This window comes from Rathayibacter sp. AY1F4 (assembly GCF_002931775.1).
In the GTDB taxonomy this organism is placed as follows: domain Bacteria; phylum Actinomycetota; class Actinomycetes; order Actinomycetales; family Microbacteriaceae; genus Rathayibacter.
The window spans coordinates 46,797-71,830 of sequence record NZ_PSVE01000004.1; the positions used below are offsets into that span (position 1 = coordinate 46,797).

The window sequence follows — 25,034 nt, forward strand, 5'->3', positions numbered from 1 at the left end:
GCACTTCCCTCACCATCGCAGTGGTCACCACTCCGCCGAGCCGCGAGGCCCGCAGGCGGCCGCCGCCCGAGACCCATCCATCCTGGAGCATCCCTTAATGACAACCGCAACGACCGACAAGGCAACCAAGCAGGTCGCGATCAACGACATCGGGTCTGCTGAAGACTTTCTTGCCGCGGTCGAAAAGACTCTGAAGTTCTTCAACGACGGAGACCTCATCGAAGGCACCGTCGTGAAGATCGACCGCGACGAGGTCCTCCTCGACGTCGGCTACAAGACCGAGGGCGTCATCCCCTCGCGCGAGCTCTCCATCAAGCACGACGTCGACCCCTCCGAGGTCGTCAACGTGGGCGACAGCGTCGAGGCCCTCGTCCTCCAGAAGGAGGACAAGGAGGGTCGCCTGATCCTGTCCAAGAAGCGTGCGCAGTACGAGCGCGCGTGGGGCGACGTCGAGAAGATCAAGGAGTCGGACGGCGTCGTCACCGGCTCGGTCATCGAGGTCGTCAAGGGCGGTCTCATCGTCGACATCGGCCTCCGCGGCTTCCTCCCGGCCTCGCTCATCGAGCTGCGCCGCGTCCGCGACCTCACGCCGTACCTCGGCCAGGAGATCGAGGCGAAGATCCTCGAGCTCGACAAGAACCGCAACAACGTGGTCCTGTCGCGTCGCGCGCTCCTCGAGCAGACCCAGTCCGAGAGCCGCACCACGTTCCTGAACAACCTGCACAAGGGTCAGGTCCGCAAGGGCGTCGTGTCGTCGATCGTCAACTTCGGTGCGTTCGTCGACCTCGGCGGCGTCGACGGTCTCGTCCACGTCTCCGAGCTCTCCTGGAAGCACATCGAGCACGCCTCCGAGGTCGTCGAGGTGGGCCAGGAGGTCACCGTCGAGATCCTCGAGGTCGACCTCGACCGCGAGCGCGTGTCGCTCTCGCTCAAGGCGACCCAGGAGGACCCGTGGCAGGTCTTCGCCCGCACCCACGCGATCGGACAGGTCGCGCCGGGCAAGGTCACGAAGCTGGTCCCGTTCGGTGCCTTCGTCCGTGTCGCGGACGGCATCGAGGGCCTCGTCCACATCTCCGAGCTGTCGGGCAAGCATGTCGAGCTCGCCGAGCAGGTCGTGTCGGTCGGGGAAGAGGTGTTCGTCAAGGTCATCGACATCGACCTCGACCGTCGCCGCATCTCCCTCTCGCTCAAGCAGGCGAACGAGAACGTCGACCCCGAGGGCACCGAGTTCGACCCGGCGCTCTACGGCATGGCCACGGAGTACGACGACCAGGGGAACTACAAGTACCCCGAGGGCTTCGACCCCGAGACCAACGAGTGGCGCGAGGGCTTCGAGTCGCAGCGCGAGGCCTGGGAGCAGGAGTACGCCGCTGCTCAGGCGCGCTGGGAGGCCCACAAGGCCCAGGTCGCCAAGTCGCAGGAGGAGGCGGCCACCGTCTCCGAGGGCGTCTCGGTCGGCGCCGGCTTCACCAGCGAGTCGACCACCGGCGGCACCCTCGCCGACGACGAGTCGCTCGCCGCGCTCCGCGAGAAGCTGTCCTCGAACAACTGATCGCGAGCACATCGCATCGAACGGCCGGTCCCCTCGGGGGCCGGCCGTTCGGCGTTCCGGGCGACGGCGCTGGGTAGGGTGGCCGGGTGCATCTCGTCGCCCTCACCGGAGGCATCGCCTCGGGCAAGTCCACCGTCGCCCGCCGTCTCGCCGAGCACGGAGCGGTGGTGGTCGACGCCGACATCCTCGCGCGCGAGGTCGTCGAGCCGGGGGAGCCGGCGCTGGCGGCGATCGCCGAGCGCTTCGGCCCGTCCGTGATCCGCGCGGACGGCGCGCTCGACCGCCCGTCGCTCGGCGCGATCGTCTTCTCGGACGCGGCGGCCCGCGCCGACCTCAATGCGATCACCCATCCGGCGGTGACCCTCCGCTCGCAGCGGCTGTTCGCGGAGGCCGCCGAGGCGGACCCGGCCGCGGTGGTCGTCTACGACGTCCCCCTCCTCGCCGAGGGCCGTGGAGCGGGGGAGTTCGACGAGGTGGTCGTCGTGCACGCGCCGCAGCACCTCCGCATCGAGCGTCTCGTCGCCCTCCGGGGACTGACCGAGGAGGAGGCACGTGCGCGGGTCTCGTCGCAGGCGAGCGACGAGGAGCGCCTCGCCCTCGCCGACGTCGTGATCGACTCCTCCGGCACGCTGGAGGAGACGCTCGCTCGGACCGACGCGCTGTGGGAGCGGCTCGCCCGCTGACGGTCCCTCCCCGACACCCGCCCTCGTGACCGAGCGGCACGGCCGGAGAGCACACCCCCGTTCGCCGCCAGCGCACGCGCCGTCCGGTGTCGGTGGTCGCGGCTACGCTTCGAACCATGGAGCCAACCCGTGCCGTGCACCCGTTCGAGGTCATCAGCGAGTACAAGCCGAGCGGTGACCAGCCCGGCGCGATCGCCGATCTGAGCGCCCGCATCAACGCCGGCGAGACCGATGTCGTCCTGCTGGGCGCCACCGGAACCGGCAAGTCCGCGACCACGGCCTGGCTCGTCGAGGCCGTGCAGCGCCCCACGCTCGTGCTCGCGCACAACAAGACCCTCGCCGCGCAGCTCGCCAACGAGTTCCGCGAGCTGTTCCCCAACAACGCCGTCGAGTACTTCGTCTCGTACTACGACTACTACCAGCCCGAGGCCTACGTCCCGCAGACGGACACCTTCATCGAGAAGGACAGCTCGGTCAACGCCGAGGTCGAGCGGCTGCGCCACTCCACCACGAACTCGCTCCTGAGCCGCCGCGACGTGATCGTGGTGTCGACCGTCTCGTGCATCTACGGCCTCGGCCAGCCCGAGCAGTACCTCGAGGCGATGGTGGCGCTTCAGGTCGGCCAGCGGGTCGACCGGGACCGCCTCATCCGCAAGTTCGTGTCGATGCAGTACGCGCGCAACGACGTCGACTTCGCCCGCGGCACCTTCCGGGTGCGGGGCGACACGATCGAGATCATCCCGATGTACGAGGAGCTCGCGATTCGGATCGAGATGTTCGGCGACGAGATCGAGGCGCTCTACACGCTCCACCCGCTCACCGGCGACATCGTCCGGAAGCTCGACTCCGTGTCGGTCTTCCCCGGCTCGCACTACGTCGCCAGCCAGGACGTCATGCACCGTGCGATCGACACCATCCAGCAGGAGCTCGAGGTGCGCCTGGCCGACCTCGAGAAGCAGAACAAGCTCCTCGAGGCGCAGCGCCTGCGGATGCGCACGACCTTCGATCTCGAGATGATGCAGCAGATCGGATTCTGCTCCGGCATCGAGAACTACTCCCGCCACATCGACGGCCGCGAGTCGGGCGAGGCCCCGCACTGCCTGCTCGACTACTTCCCGGACGACTTCCTCGTCGTGATCGACGAGTCGCACGTGACGGTGCCGCAGATCGGCGCGATGTACGAGGGCGACGCGTCCCGCAAGCGCACGCTGGTCGAGCACGGCTTCCGCCTGCCCTCGGCGATGGACAACCGGCCCCTGAAGTGGGAGGAGTTCAAGTCGCGCGTCGGCCAGACCGTCTACCTCTCCGCGACCCCGGGGCGCTACGAGATGGGCATCGCCGACGGCATCGTCGAGCAGATCATCCGCCCGACCGGCCTGATCGACCCCGAGATCGTCGTCAAGCCGACGAAGGGCCAGATCGACGACCTGCTCGAGGAGATCAAGCGCCGCACCGAGCGTGACGAGCGCGTGCTCGTCACGACGCTGACGAAGCGCATGGCCGAGGAGCTCACCGACTTCCTCACGGAGGCCGGCGTCCGGGTCCGCTACCTGCACTCCGACGTCGACACCCTGCGGCGCGTCGAGCTCCTCTCGGAGCTGCGGGCGGGCGTGTACGACGTCCTGGTCGGCATCAACCTGCTGCGCGAGGGGCTCGACCTGCCCGAGGTCTCGCTCGTGGCGATCCTCGACGCCGACAAGGAGGGCTTCCTCCGCTCGTCCACGTCGCTCATCCAGACGATCGGCCGTGCGGCGCGCAACGTCTCGGGCGAGGTCCACATGTACGCCGACAAGGTGACGGACTCGATGCGGCTCGCGATCGACGAGACCGACCGCCGACGCGAGAAGCAGGTCGCCTACAACCTCGACCACGGCATCGACCCGACGCCGCTGCGGAAGAAGATCGCCGACATCACCGACGCCCTCGCCCGCGAGGGGGCCGACACCGCCAAGCTGCTCGCCGGGCGCGACGCCAAGAAGAAGAGCCCGACGCCGAACCTGCGCCGTCAGGGTCTCGCCGCGAACGGCGGCAACGACCTCGAGGCGATCATCTCCGACCTCAACGGGCAGATGCTCCAGGCGGCGGGCGAGCTCAAGTTCGAGCTCGCGGCCCGGCTGCGGGACGAGGTCCAGGAGCTCAAGCGCGAGCTCCGCCAGATGGAGAAGGCCGGGCACCTGTCCTGATCGGAGGCGCTGATCCGCAAGGGGAGGGGCCCGCGGATCAGCGCCCAGCGAACGCCACGGGCGATGTCGGTGGCTCCGCATACACTTTCGGAGTGTCGATCCTGAACGCCGTTACGGACCCCTCCTCCACCCCCTCTCCCTCCTTCCACCGCTTCGTCTCCTCGCTCGACGAGTCGTCCTCGAAGCTGGTGGTGAGCGGCGCGCGGGTGCACAACCTGCAGAACGTCGACCTCGAGATCCCGCGCGACTCGATGGTGGTGTTCACCGGTCTCTCGGGCTCGGGCAAGTCCTCCCTGGCCTTCGACACGATCTTCGCGGAGGGCCAGCGGCGCTACGTCGAGTCCCTCTCCGCATACGCCCGCCAGTTCCTCGGGCAGGTGGACCGGCCTGACGTCGACTTCATCGAGGGCCTCAGCCCCGCGGTCTCGATCGACCAGAAGTCGACGAACCGCAACCCGCGCTCCACCGTCGGCACGATCACCGAGATCTTCGACTACATGCGCCTGCTCTGGGCGCGCATCGGCGTCCCGCACTGCCCCATCTGCAGCGAGCGGATCTCCGCGCAGACCGTGCAGCAGATCGCCGACCAGCTGATGGAGCTCGAGACCGGTACCCGCTACCAGATCCTCAGCCCCGTCGTCTCGCAGAAGAAGGGCGAGTTCGTCGACCTCTTCAAGGAGCTGACCGCGGGCGGCTACTCCCGCGCCATGGTGGACGGGAAGCTCGTCCAGCTGAGCGAGCCGCCGGTGCTCAAGAAGCAGTACAAGCACGACATCTCCGTCGTGGTCGACCGGCTCGTCGCCGGCCCCGACATCCTCGGACGCCTCACCGACTCCCTCGAGACGGCCCTGCGGCTCACCGACGGCATCGTGCAGATCAACCACGTCGACGGCGAGGGCGACGGCGCCTGGACCACCTACTCCGAGAAGCTGTCCTGCCCCAACAACCACCCGATCTCGCTGACCGAGATCGAGCCGCGGACCTTCTCCTTCAACGCGCCCTTCGGCGCCTGCCCGGAGTGCTCGGGCCTCGGCACGCGCATGTCGGTCGACGACGAGCTGCTGCTCGGCGACCCCGACCTGAGCATCGCCGAGGGCGTCATCATCCCCTGGACCACCCAGGGCAAGGGCCTGTTCCAGTACTACGAGAAGCTGCTCGACGGCCTGGCCCGCGACCTCGGCTTCACGCTCACCACCCCGTGGAAGCGCCTCAGCACCGAGGTGCAGCAGGCCGTCCTCCACGGCGACAACTTCGAGGTCAAGGTCAAGTGGAAGAACCGCTACGGCCGCGAGATGAGCTACACCTCGGGCTTCGAGGGCGTCGTGCCCTACATCGAGCGCCAGTTCGTCCAGGCCGAGACCGACGTCCAGCGCACCCGCTGGTCCGAGTTCCTTCGCGAGGTGCCCTGCCCCGTGTGCAAGGGCTCCCGCCTGAAGCCCGAGGTGCTCGCCGTGCTCGTGCACGGGGCGAGCATCGCGGACGTGGCCGACCTCAGCCTCGGCGACGCCCAGGACTTCATGAGCCGGCTCGAGCTGACCGACCGCGAGGCGCACATCGCGGCGCAGGTGCTGCGCGAGATCCGCGCGCGCATCGACTTCCTCATCGAGGTCGGGCTCAACTACCTCAACCTCTCGCGCGCCGCCGCCTCCCTGTCGGGCGGCGAGGCGCAGCGCATCCGCCTGGCGACCCAGATCGGCTCCGGGCTGACCGGCGTGCTCTACGTGCTCGACGAGCCGAGCATCGGTCTGCACCAGCGCGACAACCGCCGCCTGATCGACACCCTCATCAAGCTGCGCGACCTGGGCAACACGCTGATCGTGGTCGAGCACGACGAGGACACCATCCGCACCGCCGACTGGATCGTCGACATCGGCCCGGGCGCCGGGGTCAACGGCGGCAAGGTCGTGCACTCCGGCTCCTACGAGTCGCTGCTCGAGAACACCCACTCGCTGACCGGCGACTACGTCTCGGGCCGCAAGGCGATCGAGGTCCCGAAGAAGCGGCGGAAGATCGACCGCAAGCGGATGATCAAGGTCGTCGGGGCGAACGCCAACAACCTCCGCAAGGTCGACGCGGAGTTCCCGCTCGGCACGTTCGTCGCGGTCACCGGGGTCTCCGGCTCCGGCAAGAGCACCCTCGTGAACGACATCCTCTACCGCGTGCTCGCCAACCAGCTCAACGGCGCCCGCAAGGTGCCGGGCAAGCACACGCGCGTCACCGGCCTCGAGAACCTCGACAAGGTCGTGCACGTCGACCAGAACCCGATCGGCCGCACGCCGCGCTCGAACCCCGCCACCTACACGGGCGTGTTCGACCGCATCCGCAACCTCTTCGCCGAGACCACGGAGGCGAAGGCGCGGGGGTACCTGCCCGGCCGCTTCAGCTTCAACGTCAAGGGCGGCCGCTGCGAGGCCTGCTCGGGTGACGGCACCATCAAGATCGAGATGAACTTCCTGCCCGACGTCTACGTGGCGTGCGAGGTCTGCGGGGGAGCGCGCTACAACCGCGACACCCTGACCGTGCACTACAAGGGCAAGAACATCGCCGAGGTGCTCGACATGCCGATCGCCGAGGCGGCCGACTTCTTCGAGCCGATCACGGCGATCCACCGCTTCCTCCGCACGCTGGTGGAGGTGGGCCTCGGCTACGTCCGCCTCGGGCAGAGCGCGACCACGCTCTCCGGCGGCGAGGCGCAGCGCGTCAAGCTGGCCACCGAGCTCCAGCGCCGCTCCAACGGCCGCAGCGTCTACGTGCTCGACGAGCCGACGACCGGCCTGCACTTCGAGGACGTCCGCAAGCTCCTCCTCGTCCTCAACGGCCTGGTCGACAAGGGCAACACGGTGATCACCATCGAGCACAACCTCGATGTCATCAAGTCGGCCGACTGGCTGATCGACATGGGTCCCGAGGGCGGCGCCGGCGGCGGACAGGTGGTCGCGGTGGGCACCCCCGAGCACGTGGCGAAGGTCGAGGGCAGCCACACCGGCATGTTCCTCGCCGAGATCCTCGGCTGACGCGAGCGAGAGGCATGGCGCAGACAGTCGACTTCCGGCCGAAGCCGGGTGAGATCCCGACCCTCCCCGGCGTGTACCGCTTCACGGACGCCCGGGGGCGGGTGCTCTACGTGGGCAAGGCCAAGAACCTCCGCGCGCGGCTGAGCAACTACTTCGCCCCGCTGCCGAGCCTGCACGAGCGCACCCGGCGGATGGTCACCTCGGCCTCCGGGGTCGAGTGGACCGTCGTCGGCACCGACGTCGAGGCCCTGCAGCTCGAGTTCACCTGGATCAACGAGTTCGATCCCCCCTTCAACGTCAAGTTCCGCGACGACAAGTCCTACCCCTACATGGCGGTGACGCTCGGCGACGAAGCCCCGCGGGTGATGGTCACGCGGAACGCCAAGATCAGGAAGGCCCGCTACTTCGGGCCCTACCCGAAGATCTGGGCGATCCACGAGACGATCGACCTGATGATCAAGGCGTTCCCGATCAGGACCTGCAACGACTCCAACTACAAGCGCGCGATGCAGAGCGGCAAGCCCTGCTTCGCGTCGCAGATCGGCCGCTGCGGCGGGCCCTGCTCCCACCGCGTCACCTTCGCCGAGCACCGCGAGATGGTCAACCGCTTCGTCGCCTTCATGGGCAGCCACGACCGCCGGATGATCGGCGAGCTCGAGAAGGAGATGCGCGAGGCCGCCGCCGCGATGGAGTACGAGCGCGCGGGGAAGCTGCGCGATCAGGCCGCCGCTCTCGACGCGGTCCTCGCCAAGAGCGCGGTCGTGCTCAAGGACAACGTGGACGTCGACCTCTACGCGATCGTCCACGACGAGCTCGCCGCCTCCGTGCAGCAGTTCCGGGTCCGCGGCGGGCGCATCCGCGGCGAGCGGGGCTGGGTCGTCGACAAGGAGCTCGACATGAGCACGGCGGAGCTCGTCGACACGGCCCTCCAGGCCGCCTACGAGACCGGCGACGTCCCGCCCCGGGAGGTCGTCGTGCCGGAGCTGCCCGAGGACACCGAGGCGCTCGAGGAGTGGCTGAGCGGGCTGCGCGGCACGAACGTGCGCCTCCGAGCGGCCCAGCGCGGAGACAAGGCCGCCCTCCTCGAGACGGCGACGCAGAACGCGAAGCACTCGCTGATGCTCTACAAGACCCGCCGCTCCGCCGACTTCACCGCTCGGACGCAGGCCCTGGAGGACATCCGCGACGCCCTCGGCATGAGCGAGGCGCCGCTCCGGATGGAGTGCTACGACGTCTCCCACCTCAGCGGCACCAACATCGTCGCCTCGATGGTCGTCTTCGAGGACGGGCTCGCGCGGAAGGACCAGTACCGACGGTTCTCCATCGCAGAGTCGACGGACGACACCGAGTCGCTGCACCAGGTGCTCACCCGCCGCCTCGCCTACCTCCGCGAGCCGGTCGAGCCCGCGGCGGTCGACCCCGAGACCGGCGAGGCCAAGCGGCGCAAGTTCTCGTACCCCCCGCAACTGCTGATCGTCGACGGCGGCCAGCCGCAGGTCGCGGCGGCGCAGCGCGCGCTCGACGAGTCCGGGGTGACCGGCATCACCCTCTGCGGGATCGCCAAGCGCCTCGAGGAGATCTGGCTGCCGGACTCCGACTTCCCCGTCATCCTGCCGCGCAACAGCGATGCGCTCTTCCTCTTCCAGCGCATCCGCGACGAGGCGCACCGCTTCGCGATCACCCACCAGAGGACGCGTCGCAAGCGCGACATCTCGTCGCAGCTGGCCGAGGTGCCCGGGCTCGGAGGCACGCGCGTGCGCGACCTGCTGAAGCACTTCGGATCCGTCGCCCGGCTCCGCGAGGCGGGCGAGGCCGAGATCGCCGAGGTCAAGGGCATCGGCCCGACGCTGGCGGGCGCGATCCACGCGCACCTGCATCCGGACGGGTCCGCCGTCGGGGGCACGCCCTAGGCTGGAGGCCCGCGCTCCGGGGGAGAGCGGCCGGTGCCCGGCACCGACGACACGAGCAGACACGAGCACGGAGAGAGCATGAGCACGGAGAGCGAGCAGCAGGACGTGCTGATCGTCACGGGGATGTCCGGAGCGGGCCGGTCCACGGCCGCGAACGCACTGGAGGATCTCGGCTGGTACGTCGTCGACAACCTGCCGCCGCAGATGCTGCGCCCGCTGGTCGACCTGGCGCAGCGTGCGGGGGACACGCTGCCGAAGATCGCGGCGGTCGTCGACGTCCGCGGACGCGACTTCTTCGAGGACCTCGGCGACATCGTCCGCGAGCTGCGCGCCGGGGTCGACCTCCGAGTGGTGTTCCTCGAGGCCACCGACGCCGCGCTCGTCCGCCGCTTCGAGCAGGTGCGCCGTCCGCACCCGCTGCAGGGCCGGGGGACCCTCCTCGACGGCATCTCCGCCGAGCGGACGCGCCTCGCTCAGCTGCGGGAGTCGGCCGACATCGTCATCGACACCTCGGACCTCAACATCCACCAGCTGGCCACCAGCATCACCGAGCGCTTCGCCGAGGCCGGCCGCGCGGGCCTCCAGGTCACGGTGATGAGCTTCGGCTTCAAGTACGGGCTGCCGACGGACGCCGACATGGTGGCCGACGCGCGGTTCCTGCCGAACCCGTACTGGATCCCGGAGCTGCGTCCGCACACGGGTCTCGACGAAGAGGTGAGAGACTACGTGCTGGCCCAGCAGGGCGCCGAGGAGTTCATCGACTCCTACTCCCGGGCCCTGCGCCCCGTGCTCGACGGCTACCAGCGCGAGAACAAGCGCCACGCGACCATCGCGATCGGCTGCACGGGAGGCAAGCACCGCTCCGTCGCGGTCGCGGGCCGTGTCGCGGCCCGTCTGGCCGAGCTGCCGGGCGTCGCCGTCAACGTGGCGCACCGCGACCTCGGCCGAGAATGATCCCCGCGCGCTCAGCCGCGCACCCGACGTAAGGAAGACTCCGTGGCCCTCACCGCAGACGTCAAGGGCGAACTGGTCGCGATCGTCTCGCGCAAGAACACCGTCCGTGCCGCCGAACTGGCGACCATCCTCCGCTTCTCCGGAGGACTGCACATCATCTCCAACCGCCTCGCGGTCGAGGTCGAGCTCGACTCCGCCCCGCTCGCGACCCGCGTGCGCCGTGACCTCGCCGAGCTGTACGGCGTCCGCAGCGAGGGCAGCATCGTCTCGGCCGGGGGATCCCGGAGGACCACGAGCTGGCTGGTGCGCGTCGTCGAGGGCGGGGACACGCTCGCCCGGCAGACCGGCCTCCTCGACCAGCGGGGCCGGCCCGTCCGCGGCCTGCCCAACCGCCTCACGACCGGCTCCCGCGAGGAGCTCGCCGCCCTGTGGCGCGGCGCCTTCCTCGCCCAGGGCTCGCTGACCGACCCGGGCCGCTCCGCGGCGCTCGAGATCGTCTGCCCCGGCAACGAGGCGGCCATGGCGATCGTCGGAGCCGCCGGACGCCTGGGCGTCCAGGCCAAGTCCCGCGAGGTGCGCGGCGTCCACCGGGTCGTCATCCGCGACGGCGAGAGCATCAGCGCGATGCTCACCCTGATGGGCGCGACCGCGACCGTCGCGAGCTGGGAGGAGCTGCGCCAGCGCCGCGAGGTGCGGGCGACCGCGAACCGCCTCGTCAACTTCGACGACGCGAACCTCCGCCGCTCGGCCCAGGCCGCCGTCGCGGCATGTGCCCGCGTCGAGCGCGCGATGGAGATCCTGGGCGACGACATCCCCGAGCACCTCCGCTACGCCGGGCGCCTGCGCCTCGCGCACCGCGACGCGAGCCTCGACGAGCTCGGCCACCACGCCGATCCGCCGATGACGAAGGACGCCGTCGCCGGCCGCATCCGCCGCCTCCTCGCGATGGCCGACAAGCGCGCGTCCGACCTCGACATCCCGGGCACCGACGCGAACCTCCCGGCAGAGCTGCAGGACCTGTAGGCCCGGCCGCACGGCGCGCCCCGCCCGGCGAACGCTGAGTGTCTCCTGGTCGAACAACGCAAGCCCTCCGAACGCGGAGGGCCCCCCTCGCTAGACTGATCGGGTCGCTCAGGACACTCCCGGCCCTCCTCCTCCGCCTCGCGGAGGACGCCGAGACGCCGGCGGGTCGCACGGGAGCGACGACCACGAACAGGAGATCGCACATGGCTGACTACACGCTCGCCGAACTGCCCTACGACTACTCGGCCCTCGAGCCGAACATCAGTGGGCGGATCATGGAGCTCCACCACGACAAGCACCACGCGACGTACGTGGCCGGGGCGAACACCGCCCTCGCCTCGCTGCAGGAGGCTCGCGACAGCGAGAACCTCGCGAACGTGAACAAGCTCCAGAAGGACCTCGCCTTCAACCTCGCCGGTCACGTGAACCACACCGTGTTCTGGAACAACCTCTCGCCGGACGGCGGCGACAAGCCCGTCGGCGAGCTCGCCGCGGCCATCGACGACAACTTCGGGTCGTTCGACAAGTTCCGCGCCCACTTCACCGCCTCGGCCCTCGGCATCCAGGGCTCCGGCTGGTCGATCCTCGCCTGGGACTCGCTCGGCGAGAAGCTCATCATCGAGCAGCTCTACGACCACCAGGGCAACCTCGCCGCGGCGACCGTCCCGGTCCTCCTCCTCGACATGTGGGAGCACGCCTTCTACCTCGACTACGTCAACGTGAAGGCCGACTACGTCAAGGCGTTCTGGAACATCGTGAACTGGGCCGACGTGTCCGCGCGCTTCGAGAAGGCCCGCGAGAAGACTTCGGGCCTGCTGCTACTGTCGTAGCGATCTCGGCGTCCCGGGCCCCGCGTCCGGGACGCCCTGTCGTCGGCTTCCACCCCTCCACTGCACCGTCGAGGTGCCTTTCCTCACCAGGAGATATCTGTGTCCGTCAAGATCGGCATCAACGGCTTCGGCCGTATCGGCCGTAACTTCTTCCGTGCAGCCCTCGCCAAGGGCAGCGACCTCGAGATCGTCGCGGTCAACGACCTCACCGACAACAAGGCCCTCGCGCACCTCCTGAAGTACGACTCCATCACGGGCCGCCTCGACGCGACCGTCGAGCTCGACGGCGACCGCATCGTCGTCAACGGCAAGCCGATCATCGTCCTCGAGGAGCGCGACCCCGCGAACCTCCCCTGGGGCGAGCTGGGAGTCGACGTCGTCATCGAGTCGACCGGCCGCTTCACCAAGTCGGAGGACGCGCGCAAGCACATCACCGCGGGTGCCAAGAAGGTCATCGTCTCCGCTCCCGCCACCGGCAGCGACGTCGCGACCCTGGTCCTCGGCGTGAACGAGAACACCTACGACCCCGCGACGCACGACATCATCTCGAACGCGTCCTGCACCACGAACTGCCTCGCGCCGCTCGCCAAGGTGCTGCTCGACAACTTCGGCATCGAGCGCGGCCTGATGACCACGGTCCACGCGTACACCGCCGACCAGAACCTCCAGGACGGCCCGCACAGCGACCTGCGTCGCGCCCGCGCCGCCGCCGTCAACATCATCCCGACCTCGACCGGTGCCGCCAAGGCGCTCGGCCTGGTCATCCCGGAGCTCGTCGGCAAGCTCGACGGCTACGCCCTCCGCGTCCCGGTCCCGACCGGCTCGATCACCGACCTCACCGTCGAGCTGACCAAGCCCGCCACCGTCGAGGAGATCAACGCGGCGTACAAGGCCGCCTCCGAGGGAGACCTCAAGGGCATCCTCAAGTACACCGAGGACCCGATCGTCTCGAGCGACATCGTGACCGACCCGCACTCGTCGATCTTCGACGCGGGCCTCACGAAGGTCATCGGCAGCCAGGTCAAGGTCGCCTCCTGGTACGACAACGAGTGGGGCTACTCCAACCGCCTCGTCGACGTCACCGAGTTCGTCGCCGGCAAGCTCTAAGGGCTGCGCGCAGTGACGCTCCGCACTCTGGACTCACTGGGCTCCCTCGCAGGCAAGCGCGTCGTCGTCCGCTGCGATCTGAACGTCCCCCTGAAGGACGGAACGATCACGGACGACGGCCGCGTGCGCGCGTCGGTGCCCACGCTCCAGCGTCTGGTCTCCGAGGGCGCCCGAGTCGTGGTCGTAAGCCACCTCGGGCGCCCCGAGGGGAAGCCCGAGGCGAAGTACAGCCTCGCTCCCGTCGCCGCCCGCCTCGGCGAGCTGCTCGACGCTCCGGTGGCCTTCGCTGAGGACACCGTCGGGGAGGCGGCCTCGGCCGCCGTCGACGCCCTCGAGGACGGCCAGGTCGTCGTCCTCGAGAACCTCCGGTTCAACGCCGGCGAGACGAGCAAGGACGAGGCCGAGCGCCGCACCTTCGCCGAGAAGCTGGCCGCCTACGGCGACGCCTTCGTCTCCGACGGGTTCGGCGTCGTGCACCGCAAGCAGGCGAGCGTCTATGAGCTCGCCGAGCTTCTTCCCAGCGCGGCCGGCACGCTGATCGCGGCCGAGCTCGAGGTGCTGGAGCGGCTCACCGAGAAGCCCGAGCGCCCCTACGCGGTCGTCCTCGGCGGCTCGAAGGTCTCGGACAAGCTCGGCGTGATCGAGCACCTGCTGCCGAAGGTCGACTCGATCCTCATCGGCGGCGGAATGCTCTTCACCTTCCTCAAGGCCCAGGGCCACGAGGTCGGCGCCAGCCTGCTGGAGGCCGACCAGGTCGACACCGTGCTCGGCTACCTCGCGAAGGCGAAGGAGCTGGGTGTGGAGATCGTCCTGCCGACGGACGTCGTCGTGGCGTCGGAGTTCGGCCCCGACGCCGAGCACCAGGTCGCCTCGGCCGACGCGATCGAGGGCACGCCCTTCGGTGAGAAGGGCCTCGGCCTGGACATCGGACCGGACACCGCCGCGCACTTCGCCGAGATCATCGCGGCGTCCAAGACGGTGTTCTGGAACGGCCCCATGGGCGTCTTCGAGCTCGAGCCGTTCGCGGCGGGCACCAAGACCGTCGCGCAAGCGCTCACCGAGGTCGACGGTCTCAGCGTCGTCGGCGGAGGCGACTCCGCCGCGGCCGTCCGCGCCCTCGGGTTCCGCGACGACCAGTTCGGCCACATCTCGACGGGAGGCGGAGCGAGCCTCGAATTCCTCGAGGGCAAGCGCCTCCCCGGACTGGAGGTCCTCGGATGGTAGACACCGCCGCCCGCACCCCGCTCATCGCCGGCAACTGGAAGATGAACCTGGACCACCTCCAGGCCATCGCCTTCGTGCAGAAGCTGGCGTGGAGCCTCAAGGACGCCGATCATGACTTCGACGGCGTCGAGGTCGCGGTGTTCCCGCCCTTCACGGACCTCCGGCCCGTGCAGATCCTCGTCGACTCGGACAAGCTGCCGCTCAAGTACGGCGCGCAGGACGTCTCGAAGTTCGACAGCGGCGCCTACACCGGTGAGATCTCGGGCCAGTTCCTGAAGCAGCTCGACTGCGACTATGTGATCGTCGGCCACTCGGAGCGTCGCACGCTCCACGGCGAGACGGACGCGGATATCGCCGCCAAGTCGGCTGCGGCCCTCCAGCACGGCGTCGCTCCGATCATCTGCGTCGGCGAGACCGCGGAGGACCTCGAGAAGCACGGCCCGTCGGCCGTGCCGGTCGCCCAGCTGAAGGAGGCCCTCACCGGCCTCCCCGCGGACGCCGACCTCGTCGTCGCCTACGAGCCGGTCTGGGCCATCGGCTCCGGACAGGCCGCGACGCCCGAGCAGGCCCAGCAGGTCTGCAAGGCGCTCCGCGGAGTCGTCGCCGACGTCCTCGGCGCCGACACCGCCGCGAAGACCCGCATCCTCTACGGCGGCTCCGTGAAGTCCGGCAACATCGCGGGCTTCATGCGCGAGCCCGACGTCGACGGAGCACTCGTCGGAGGCGCCAGCCTCCAGGTCGACGAGTTCGCGGCGATCGCACGATTCCGGAACCACGTCGGGGTCTGAGTTGCTGCGACGAGAGGGCGGGCCCATCGGGCCCGCCCTTTCGTCGTCCACGCCGCTCCCCGCGCGGCGTGGCGCGGTCGGCTTCGCGACGGGGCGCGGTTCCGAGAGCGGGGTGCGTCCGGCTGCGGCGATCCGCCGGGACGCGGATCGCCGGTTCGCCTCGCTTTCGCCTCGGAGATCCCACACCGGCATCACGCGTCGGCCGGTCCGGTGCCGTCGGCTCGTCGCGGGGTGCCCTCCGAGAGCGTGGCGCGTTCGGCTCGATCGATCCGAAAGTACGTGGATCACAGGCTCGCGGTCCGGCGACTGGAGAGGTTGTCGAGGGCACCACGACGAGCCACCCGCTCCGCCCCTCGACGGACTCTCGTATACATCGCCCCGAACACGGGACGACGCATTCCTCGCGGATTCGCAGGCGCCGTTATACTCGTCGGGGCGCGCAACGCGCCAGAACTTCGAAAGGTACCGCGTGGACATCCTCCAGGTCGTGCTCCAGGTCATCCTGGGCATCACGAGCCTCCTGCTCACCATGCTGATCCTGCTCCACAAGGGGCGCGGCGGCGGTCTGTCCGACATGTTCGGGGGCGGAGTCACCTCCAACCTCGGCGCGTCGGGCGTCGCCGAGCGCAACCTCAACCGCATCACCGTGATCCTGGGCGTCGTGTGGCTGGCCTGCATCGTGGTGCTCGGACTCATCACCAAGTTCACCACCGGAGCATAGGGGTACTCGCAATGGCATCAGGCGGCAGTGCAATCCGCGGTTCGCGCGTCGGCGCAGGACCCATGGGCGAGCAGGACCGGGGTTTCCACGCGGAGCGCGTCGCGGTCTCCTACTGGGACGCTCTCGGCAACGAGACGGTGCGCCACTTCTCGGCGGCCCTCCCCGAGGACGAGATCCCCGAGGTGATCGACTCCCCGCAGTCCGGTCTCCCCGCGGGCCGCGACCGGGCGAACCCGCCCCAGGTCGCGAAGACCGAGCCCTACAAGACGCACCTCGCCTACGTGAAGGAGCGCCGCACCGAGGCCGAGGCGGCTCAGCTCCTCGAGGAGGCGCTGCAGCAGCTGCGCGCCCGACGAGGCACCGCGACCCCGTCCTGATCCTCACCGGACGACGAACGACGGAAGGCCCGCCCCCCCTCGGGGGACGGGCCTTCCGTCGTTTCCGGACCGGGCTCAGTAGCTCGGAGCGATGAGCGACTCGGGGACCTCGGCCGCAGCCTCCTGGTCGACGAAGAACACCGTGCGCTTGCGACCGAACGCGCCCGACGCGGGCACCTCGTTCGTGCTGGCACCCGCGAGCGCGAGGCCCAGGGCCGAGGCCTTGTCGGCGCCGGCGAGCACCATCCAGATGCGGTCCGACTGGTTGATCAGCGGCAGGGTGAGGGTGAGGCGCTCCGGCGGCGGCTTCGGCGAGTTGCGGACGGCGAGGACGCCGGGAGTCGTGGAGCGGATCGCGGAGCGCTCGGGGAACAGCGACGCGATGTGCCCGTCCGGCCCGACACCGAGGAAGGTGATGTCGAAGCGCGGGTAGTCGCGCCCCTCGGAGGCGTGCTCGCGCAGTACCGCGTCGTAGGCAGCGGCGGCGCCGTCGAGGTCCAGACCCTCGTCCGAGGCCGGGTAGGAGTGCACGTTCGCCGCCGGCACGTCGAGGACGCTGAAGAGGTCCCCCGCCTGGACGTCGTTGCGGTCCTCGTGGCCGCGGGGCACCCAGCGCTCGTCGCCCCACCAGAAGTGCACGCGCGACCAGTCCACGTTGCCAGCGGCGGAGGAGGAGCCGATCTCCTTGAGCGTGGCGGCTCCCATCGTCCCTCCGGTGAGCACGACGTTCGCCGAACCCAGGTCGTCGAGGACGTCGATCGTCTTGGTGAGGAACCGGGCGGCGACCGAGCCGGCGAGGGTCTGCTTGTCGCGGTGGACCAGCACGCGGCGTTCGGTGGTCATCTCAGGGGACTCCTTCGGGTTCGGGTGCCGATCGGCGGGGTTCGGCTCCGTGTCGGGAAGCTCTGAGGCGTGGGCGCCCTGGACGGGCGCCCACGCCTCAGGAGGCGCTGCGGGCCTCGGCCTTCTCAGTGAGCATGTCGACCCCGCGCGAGATCACTTCACCGTACAGGTCATCCGGGTCGAGCCGGCGCAGCTCCTCCGCCAGGCAGTCCCGAAGGCTGCGGCGGGGGAGCGAGATGTCGTGGACCGGCTGATCGGGCTGCGTGAGCGTCGCGACGTTGGGCACCGAGCGCTCGAGCTCGATCACTCCGGAGTCGCGGATGAGCCGCACGCCGTGGATCCCGCTGGACCCGGTGGCGCTGATCGTGAGCTCGTGGTCGACGGGGATGTCGAGCTCGAGCTGCAGCCAGGCGGCGAGCAGGATCGTCGAGGGGGAGTCGGGCGCGCCCGAGACCTCGACGGCCGTGATCGGCTCGTAGGGCGGCTGGTCGAGCACGGCGGCGAGCTGCGCGCGCCAGAGGGTGAGGCGGGTCCAGGCGAAGTCGGTGTCGCCGGGGGCGTAGGTGGAGGCGAGGTGGTGCAGCGCCTCCGCCGGGTTCGACTGGGCCGACGCGTCGGTGATCCGCCGGGTGGCGATCCGGCCGATCGGGGACGCCGAGGCGTTGTCCGGAGCGCTGTTCGGCCACCAGGCCACGACGGGGGCGTCGGGGAGGAGCAGGCCCGTGACCAGGCTCTCCTCGTCCTCGGCCGCGTCCCCGTAGGGACGGAGCACGACGACCTCGCTCGCGCCGGCGTCGCCTCCGACCCGGATCTGCGCGTCGACGCGCGCCGTCGCGTCGACCGGGACCGTGGTGGTGCCGTCGTCCTTCGAGACCACGATGACGCGCATCGGGTGCTCGCGGGACGCGTCGTTCGCGGCCTCGATGGCCTCCTCCTCGTGACCCCGCGAGGTCGCGATGATGAGGGTGAGGACGCGGCCGAGGGCGACGGCGCCGCCCTCCTCGCGGATCTTGACGAGGGTCTTCGAGACCTCGCTCGTCGTGGTGTCGGGCAGATCGACGATCATGGACGCCTCCAGGTGCGGCCGTCGCGGGCGAGGAGCTCGTCGGCGGAATCGGGGCCCCAGGTTCCGGGGCGGTACTGCTCGGGCTGGCCCTGCGTGGCCCAGAACTCCTCGATCGGGTCGAGGATCTTCCAGGACAGCTCGACCTCCTCGTGCCGTGGGAAGAGCGGCGGCTCGCCCAGGAGGACGTCGAGGATGAGGCGCTCGTAGGCCTCGGGACTCGCTTCGGTGAACGCGTGGCCGTAGCCGAAGTCCATCGTCACGTCGCGCACCTGCATGCCGGCGCCGGGCACCTTCGAGCCGAAGCGCATGGTGACGCCCTCGTCGGGCTGGACCCGGATGACGAGCGCGTTCTGGCCCAGCGACGTGGTCTGGCTCTCGGCGAAGAGCTGCTTCGGTGCCCGCTTGAACACGACCGCGATCTCGGTGACGCGGCGGCCGAGGCGCTTGCCGGCCCGCAGGTAGAACGGCACGCCGGCCCAGCGTCGGGTGCCGATGTCCAGGCGCATGGCGGCGTAGGTCTCGGTGGTCGAGGTGGGGCTCATGCCGTCCTCCTCGAGGAAGCCGAGCACCTTCTCGCCGCCCTGCCAGCCGCCGGCGTACTGTCCGCGGGCAGTAGACGTGGAGAGGTCGGCGGGGAGGCGGACGGCCGCGAGGACCTTCTCCTTCTCCGCACGGAGGTCGGCCGCGTCGAACGAGATCGGCTCCTCCATGGCGGTCAGGGCGAGCAACTGCAGCAGGTGGTTCTGGATGACGTCGCGCGCCGCTCCGATGCCGTCGTAGTAGCCCGCGCGCCCGCCCACGCCGATGTCCTCGGCCATGGTGATCTGCACGTGGTCGACGTAGTTCGAGTTCCAGAGCGGCTCGTACATCATGTTGGCGAAGCGGAGGGCCAGGATGTTCTGGACCGTCTCCTTGCCGAGGTAGTGGTCGATCCGGAAGACGGAGTCGGGCGGGAAGACCGACTCGACGACGTCGTTCAGCTCGCGGGCCGTCTTCAGGTCGCTGCCGAACGGCTTCTCGATGACGACGCGGCGCCACTGGCCGTCCTTCTGCTCGGCGAGGCCGGAGCTGCGCAGCTGCTCGGTGACCTGCGGGAAGGACTTCGGGGGGATCGAGAGGTAGAAGGCGAAGTTGCCGTTCGTGCCGCGCTCGCGGTCGAGGTCGTCGACGGTCGTCTTCAGGCGGGCGAACGCCTCGGGGTCGTCGAACTCGCCCTGCACGAACCGGATGCCCTGCGCGAGCTGCGCCCAGACCTCCTCGTGGAACTCGGTGCGGGCGTGCTTCTTCACGGAGTCGTGGACGACCTGCTCGAAGTCCTGGTCGTCCCAGTCGCGCCGGGCGAACCCGACGAGGGCGAAGCCGGGAGGCAGGAGGCCGCGGTTGGCGAGATCGTAGACCGCGGGCATGAGCTTCTTGCGGGAGAGGTCGCCGGTCACGCCGAAGATGACGAGGCCGCTGGGCCCGGCGATCCGGTTCAACCGGCGGTCGAAGCTCAACCTCAGCGGGTTGAACTCGGGGGTGATGTCCACAGACATGTGCAGTGTCCTTCTGTGTGCCGGTGGGACCGGCGCACTGCTATCGGTGAGGGAGGGGGAGGAGCGGGCGGGCCCGGCTGCTGCCCCGGGAAGTGGTCGCGGGACGACCGCGGGCACGCCGCCGCGCGCTCGAGAGCGCAGCGGCGGCGTGCCCGTCGGATCAGGTGTTGAGGGCCTCGAAGAGCGCCTCGAGGTCGGCCTCGGGGTCGGTCAGCGTGAGGGTCAGCACCGGCCGGCCGTGCTCGGCGAGCACGCTCGCGTCACCGGCGGCCTGGGCCAGGATGAGCTGGCCGAAGGTGAACGGGCTGTCCGGGATCTCGAGGTCCACGTCGGAGCGCTCGGTGATCTGGAGGAACACGCCGGTCGGCGCCCCGCCCTTGTGGTACTGCCCGGTCGAGTGCAGGAAGCGCGGGCCCCACCCGAAGGTGACGGGGCGCTGGGCCTGCGCCGCGAGGAGGTCGCGCACGCCCTCGAGCTGCGGGAGCGCGAGGCGGTCGACGTACGCCTGGATCGAGACGTAGCCGCCGTCGCCCAGCTGGGCGAGGAGGCGGTCGACAGCGGCGGCGACGGTCGAGACGCCCTCGGTGACGCTGCTGCTGCCGGTGACCTCGATGCCCGCGTCGGTGAACGCGGGCGCCTCGGGCTCGGGGCGCTTCTCGAGCAGGGCCCGGGTCGCGACCTTCGCCGACTCGACGTCGGGCTGGTCGAACGGGTTGATGCCCAGGAGGCGACCCGCGACGGCGACGGCGTACTCCCACGTCAGCATCTGAGCGCCGAGCGAGCCGGAGAGGAGGATCTCGCCCTCATGGCGGTCGCGCGGGAACAGGTGCAGCGCCGTAGCGTCCTCGACCAGGCGGACGACCTGCACGTCGGGCAGGTCCTCCGAGAGCTCGGGGGCCAGCGTGCCGAGGACGACGGGGAGGATGCCCGTGCCGTCCTTGCCGGTGGACTCGGCGATGAGCTGCTCCGCCCAGTCGGCGAAGCCGACGATGTCGGTCCCGTCGGCGACGATCGCGAGCTTGTCGCGGCGCGGGCTGGTCGCGGCGATCGCCGCTCCGAGGATCAGGCCCGGGTTCTCGGGAGAGTCCACGGCGAGCCCGAGGGAGGCCTCGGCCGCCTCGTCGAGGAGGGCCTCGATGTCGGCTCCGGCGAGCCCGGACGGCACGAGGCCGAACGCGGAGAGCGCCGAGAAGCGCCCGCCGATGTTCGGGTCGGCGTTGAACACGCGGTAGCCGGCCTCGCGGGAGGAGGTGTCCAGGGGCGAGCCCGGGTCGGTCACGATGACGATGCGGTCGAGCGGATCGATGCCCGCCTCCGTGAACGCCTTCTCGTAGGCCTTCTTCTGGCTCGCGGTCTCGACGGTCGAACCGGACTTCGAGGAGATGACGACCGCGGTCGACGCGAGCCGGTCGTTCAGGGCGGCGAGCACCTGACCGGGCGCCGTCGAGTCGAGCACGGTGAGCTCGACGCCGGCGGTGCGGGTGATGACCTCGGGCGCGAGCGAGGAGCCGCCCATGCCGCCGAGGACGATGTGGTCGACGCCCTTGGCCTGGAACTCCTCGCGCAGGGCGAGGATCTGGGGGATCAGGGGGCGGGAGACGGTGGTCGACTCGGTCCACCCGAGGCGCTTGGCCGCCTCCTCCTCCGCCGCGGCGCCCCACAGGGTGGGGACCTGGGCGGTGATGCCGGACGCGACCTCGTCGGCGACGAGCTCCGGGACGACGCGGTCGACGGCCTTCTCGGCGTCTCCGCTGACGTGGATCTGGATGGCCATGATCAGGCCTGCGCCTTCGCGCCCTCGAGCGCCGCGGTGACGGTGTCGAGGAGCTCGTTCCAGGAGACGATGAACTTCTCCACGCCCTCCTTCTCGAGCAGCTCGGTGACGTCGGCGTACGAGACGCCCTGCGCCGCGACGGCGTCGAGGACGGCGTTCGCGTCGGCGTACGAGCCGGTGACGGTGTCGCCGGTGATGACGCCGTGGTCGAAGGTCGCCTCGAGGGTCTTCTCGGGCATCGTGTTGACCACGCCGGCCGCGACGAGCTCGGTCACGTAGAGGGTGTCGGGGAGGTCGGTCGACTTGACGCCGGTCGAGGCCCAGAGGGGGCGCTGGCGGTTGGCGCCGGACTCCTGGAGCAGCAGCGCGCGCTCGGTGGCGAACGCCTCGACGAAGACCTCGTAGGCCAGCTGCGCGTTGGCGACGCCGGACTTGCTCTTGAGGGCGCGGGCCTCGTCGGTGCCGACCGCCTCGAGGCGCTTGTCGATCTCGGTGTCGACGCGCGAGACGAAGAACGAGGCGACGGAGTGGATGGTCGACAGGTCGATGCCGGCGTCCTTGGCCTTCTCGAGGCCGGCCAGGTACGCGTTGATGACGGCGCGGTAGCGGGCGAGCGAGAAGATCAGGGTGACGTTCACCGAGATGCCGGAGCCGATGACCTCCGTGATGGCCTCGAGGCCCTCGACGGTCGCGGGGATCTTGATCATCGCGTTGGGGCGGTCGACCTTGGCCCAGAGGGCCTTGGCCTGCTCGATGGTGCCCTGGGCGTCGTGCGCCAGGCCGGGCTCGACCTCGATCGACACGCGGCCGTCGTAGCCGTTCGTCGCGTCGTAGATCGGGCGGAAGATGTCGGACGCCGCGGCCACGTCGTCGGTGGTGATCTCGAAGACGGCGTCGGTCACCGAGGTGCCGGCGGAGGCGAGCTCGCGCACCTGGGCGTCGTAGGACTCGCCGTTGGTCAGGGCCGCGGCGAAGATCGTGGGGTTCGTGGTGACTCCGACGACGTTCTTCTCCTCGATGAGCTTCTGCAGCCCTCCGGTGGAGATGCGCGAGCGGGAGAGGTCGTCGAGCCAGATGCTGACGCCGGCGGCGGAGAGCTCTGCGGTGGGGGTGTTCTCGGTCATGTCTCTTCTTCTTCTGCGTAGGTGGTGCGTGGTGTGAGGGGGAGCCGCTGCTCCGACGGCGAAGGCCGCGTCCGTGGTGGACGCGGCCTTCGGGTCAGGAGGCTGCGAGCGACTCCTTGGCGGCGGACAGTGCCGCCTCGGTGGTGATCCCGAACTCGCGGAACAGGGTCTTGTAGTCGGCCGAGGCGCCGAAGTGCTCGATCGAGACGGAGCGGCCGGCGTCGCCGACGTACTTCTGCCAGCCCAGGCTCAGGCCGGCCTCGATCGAGACGCGCGCCTTCACCGAGGAGGGCAGGACCTTCTCGCGGTACTCGGCGTCCTGCTCCTCGAACCACTCGAGGGACGGAGCCGAGACGACGCGGGCGTTGACGCCCTCGCTCCTCAGGGCCTCGCGCGCCTCGACGGCGATCTGGACCTCGGAGCCGGTCGCGATGAAGATCACGTCCGGGGTGCCGCCCGGCGCCTCGGCCAGGATGTAGGCACCACGGGCGACGTTCGCGGCGGAGGCGAAGGTGTCGCCCTCCGCGTCGCCCTCGCCGCGCTCGAACACCGGGATGTTCTGACGGGTGAGCGCGAGGCCGGCGGGGCCCTCGCGGCGCTCGAGGATGGTCTTCCAGGCGTAGGCGACCTCGTTCGCGTCACCGGGGCGGACGATGTCCAGGCCCGGGATCGCGCGGAGGGTCGACAGCTGCTCGACCGGCTGATGCGTCGGGCCGTCCTCGCCGAGCGCCACGGAGTCGTGGGTCCAGACGTAGATGGCCGGCGCCTTCATGAGCGCGGCGAGACGGACCGCCGGGCGCATGTAGTCGGAGAAGATCAGGAAGGTGCCGCCGAAGGGGCGGGTGTTGCCGTGCAGGACGATCCCGTTGAGGATCGCGCCCATGGCGTGCTCGCGGATGCCGAAGTGCAGCACGCGGCCGCCCTTCTTCCCGGTCCACTCGTGGGTCGAGAACTCCGTCGGGACGAAGGAGCCGGCTCCCTCGATCGTCGTGTTGTTCGACTCGGCGAGGTCGGCGGAGCCGCCCCACAGCTCGGGGATCACGCCGGCGAGGGCGTTGATGACCTTGCCGGACGCGGCGCGGGTCGAGACGTCCTTGCCGGGCTCGAAGACGGGGAGCGCCTCCTGGACGCCCTCGGGCAGCTCGCCCGAGAGGACCCGGTCGAGCAGCTCCTTCTTCTCCGGGTTCGCGGACGCCCAGGCGGCGAGCTGCTCGTCCCACTCGGCGTGCTGGGCCTGGCCGCGCTCGACGGCCTTGCGGGTGTGCTCGATGACCTCGTCGGCGACGTCGAAGGTCTTCTCGGGGTCGAAGCCGAGCACCTCCTTGAGTCCGCGGAGCTCGTCGGCGCCCAGGGCGGAGCCGTGGATCTTGCCGGTGTTCTGCTTCTTCGGCGACGGCCAGCCGATGATGGTGCGCAGGATGATGAGCGACGGCTTGTCGGTCTCGTCCTTCGCGGCCTCGATCGCGGCGTGCAGCTCGGCGACGTCCTCGTGGTACTCGCCGGTTTTCTTCCAGTCGACGACCTGGACCTGCCAGTCGTAGGCCTCGTAGCGCGCCTTGACGTCCTCGGTGAAGGCGATGTTGGTGTCGTCCTCGATCGAGATCTGGTTGGAGTCGTAGATGACGACCAGGTTGCCGAGCTTCTGGTGGCCGGCCAGCGAGGAGGCCTCGCTGGTGACGCCCTCCTGCAGGTCGCCGTCGCCGGCGATCACGTAGACGAAGTGGTCGAACGGGGAGGTGCCCGCGGCGGCCTCCGGGTCGAACAGGTCGCGCTCGAAGCGCGAGGCGTAGGCGAAGCCCACGGCGGAGGCGAGGCCCTGGCCGAGCGGCCCGGTGGTGATCTCGACGCCGTCGGTGTGGCCGTACTCCGGGTGGCCCGGAGTCTTCGAGCCCCAGGTGCGCAGCGCCTTGAGGTCGTCGAGCTCGAGTCCGTAGCCGCCCAGGTAGAACTGGACGTACTGCGTCAGCGAGGAGTGGCCGACCGACAGGATGAACCGGTCGCGGCCGATCCAGGTCGCGTCGGACGGATCGCGGCGCATGACCTTCTGGAACAGGAGGTAGGCGGCGGGCGCGAGGCTCATGGCGGTTCCGGGATGGCCGTTGCCGACCTTCTCGACCGCATCCGCGGCGAGAACCCTCGCCGTGTCGACTGCCTTCTCGTCAATGGATTCCCATTGCAGTTCTGACACTTGGTACTGACCCTTCTCGAGACGTGGGGCAGACGGGGACCGTCCGCCCTCTCGCATGGTGGAGCACGCCGCATGACGACTTCGACACGATGCTCCGGCGACGGCCCTCTCGGCCCCGTGCCGACGATCGTCGGGCGG

19 protein-coding genes are annotated in these 25,034 nt (G+C 69.9%); 13 read left to right on the forward strand and 6 right to left on the reverse strand.

Going from position 1 to position 25,034, the window contains the following annotated elements:
* Positions 1-97 precede the first annotated feature (97 nt).
* The 13 genes from rpsA (at position 98) to C5C59_RS03210 (ending at position 16,366) form a co-directional block, all read left to right on the forward strand.
* Positions 98-1,552 carry a 30S ribosomal protein S1 gene (gene rpsA / locus C5C59_RS03150; protein WP_104221897.1) on the forward strand — a complete coding sequence of 485 codons (1,455 nt, stop codon included), beginning with the start codon at positions 98-100 and terminating at the stop codon, positions 1,550-1,552.
* Between the two features lie 86 nt (positions 1,553-1,638).
* Positions 1,639-2,235: a dephospho-CoA kinase gene (gene coaE / locus C5C59_RS03155; RefSeq protein WP_104237491.1), complete on the forward strand. Its 597-nt coding sequence runs from the start codon at positions 1,639-1,641 to the stop codon at positions 2,233-2,235.
* 116 nt (positions 2,236-2,351) lie between these two features.
* Positions 2,352-4,418 (forward strand): excinuclease ABC subunit UvrB, encoded by a 2,067-nt coding sequence (gene uvrB / locus C5C59_RS03160; RefSeq protein ID WP_104221901.1) that lies wholly within the window; start codon positions 2,352-2,354, stop codon positions 4,416-4,418.
* 188 nt (positions 4,419-4,606) lie between these two features.
* A complete protein-coding gene (uvrA, locus tag C5C59_RS03165) occupies positions 4,607-7,432 on the forward strand; it encodes an excinuclease ABC subunit UvrA (RefSeq protein WP_258062569.1) in 2,826 nt (941 codons plus the stop codon).
* A gap of 14 nt (positions 7,433-7,446) precedes the next feature.
* Positions 7,447-9,342 carry an excinuclease ABC subunit UvrC gene (uvrC, locus tag C5C59_RS03170; RefSeq protein ID WP_104237490.1) on the forward strand — a complete coding sequence of 632 codons (1,896 nt, stop codon included), beginning with the start codon at positions 7,447-7,449 and terminating at the stop codon, positions 9,340-9,342.
* A gap of 78 nt (positions 9,343-9,420) precedes the next feature.
* Positions 9,421-10,296 carry an RNase adapter RapZ gene (gene rapZ / locus C5C59_RS03175; RefSeq protein WP_097166020.1) on the forward strand — a complete coding sequence of 292 codons (876 nt, stop codon included), beginning with the start codon at positions 9,421-9,423 and terminating at the stop codon, positions 10,294-10,296.
* A 42-nt stretch (positions 10,297-10,338) separates the two neighbouring features.
* On the forward strand, positions 10,339-11,319 hold the full coding sequence (whiA, locus tag C5C59_RS03180) for a DNA-binding protein WhiA (RefSeq protein WP_104237489.1): 981 nt from the start codon (positions 10,339-10,341) through the stop codon (positions 11,317-11,319).
* Between the two features lie 203 nt (positions 11,320-11,522).
* Positions 11,523-12,149, forward strand: a complete 627-nt coding sequence (locus C5C59_RS03185; RefSeq protein WP_104221907.1) for a superoxide dismutase — start codon at positions 11,523-11,525, stop codon at positions 12,147-12,149.
* Positions 12,150-12,248: 99 nt separating this feature from the next.
* The gene (gene gap, locus C5C59_RS03190) at positions 12,249-13,256 is read left to right on the forward strand and encodes a type I glyceraldehyde-3-phosphate dehydrogenase (RefSeq protein ID WP_104221909.1); all 1,008 of its coding nucleotides are present in this window, start codon (positions 12,249-12,251) and stop codon (positions 13,254-13,256) included.
* 12 nt (positions 13,257-13,268) lie between these two features.
* Positions 13,269-14,480: a phosphoglycerate kinase gene (locus C5C59_RS03195; protein ID WP_104237488.1), complete on the forward strand. Its 1,212-nt coding sequence runs from the start codon at positions 13,269-13,271 to the stop codon at positions 14,478-14,480.
* Positions 14,474-15,268 carry a triose-phosphate isomerase gene (tpiA, locus tag C5C59_RS03200; protein ID WP_104237487.1) on the forward strand — a complete coding sequence of 265 codons (795 nt, stop codon included), beginning with the start codon at positions 14,474-14,476 and terminating at the stop codon, positions 15,266-15,268. Before C5C59_RS03195 ends, tpiA begins: the two co-directional genes overlap by 7 nt.
* Positions 15,269-15,737: 469 nt before the next feature.
* Complete coding sequence (gene secG, locus C5C59_RS03205; protein ID WP_104221915.1) at positions 15,738-15,989, forward strand: preprotein translocase subunit SecG; 252 nt, start codon at positions 15,738-15,740, stop codon at positions 15,987-15,989.
* Positions 15,990-16,000: 11 nt separating this feature from the next.
* On the forward strand, positions 16,001-16,366 hold the full coding sequence (locus C5C59_RS03210) for an RNA polymerase-binding protein RbpA (RefSeq protein ID WP_055791968.1): 366 nt from the start codon (positions 16,001-16,003) through the stop codon (positions 16,364-16,366).
* A gap of 75 nt (positions 16,367-16,441) precedes the next feature.
* Here C5C59_RS03210 and pgl read toward each other — a convergent pair whose 3' ends face one another.
* The 6 genes from pgl to tkt all read right to left on the reverse strand — a co-directional run bounded on the left by pgl (position 16,442) and on the right by tkt (position 24,896).
* Positions 16,442-17,209 (reverse strand): 6-phosphogluconolactonase, encoded by a 768-nt coding sequence (gene pgl / locus C5C59_RS03215; protein ID WP_104237486.1) that lies wholly within the window; start codon positions 17,207-17,209, stop codon positions 16,442-16,444.
* Positions 17,210-17,306: 97 nt separating this feature from the next.
* Positions 17,307-18,275: a glucose-6-phosphate dehydrogenase assembly protein OpcA gene (locus C5C59_RS03220; protein ID WP_104232638.1), complete on the reverse strand. Its 969-nt coding sequence runs from the start codon at positions 18,273-18,275 to the stop codon at positions 17,307-17,309.
* Complete coding sequence (gene zwf, locus C5C59_RS03225) at positions 18,272-19,810, reverse strand: glucose-6-phosphate dehydrogenase (RefSeq protein ID WP_104225293.1); 1,539 nt, start codon at positions 19,808-19,810, stop codon at positions 18,272-18,274. Before zwf ends, C5C59_RS03220 begins: the two co-directional genes overlap by 4 nt.
* A gap of 160 nt (positions 19,811-19,970) precedes the next feature.
* Positions 19,971-21,584, reverse strand: coding sequence for a glucose-6-phosphate isomerase (locus C5C59_RS03230; protein ID WP_104221922.1), 1,614 nt, complete (start codon positions 21,582-21,584; stop codon positions 19,971-19,973).
* Between the two features lie 2 nt (positions 21,585-21,586).
* Positions 21,587-22,708, reverse strand: coding sequence for a transaldolase (tal, locus tag C5C59_RS03235; RefSeq protein ID WP_104221924.1), 1,122 nt, complete (start codon positions 22,706-22,708; stop codon positions 21,587-21,589).
* Positions 22,709-22,802: 94 nt separating this feature from the next.
* Positions 22,803-24,896, reverse strand: a complete 2,094-nt coding sequence (tkt, locus tag C5C59_RS03240) for a transketolase (RefSeq protein WP_104237485.1) — start codon at positions 24,894-24,896, stop codon at positions 22,803-22,805.
* Positions 24,897-25,034: the final 138 nt, after the last annotated feature.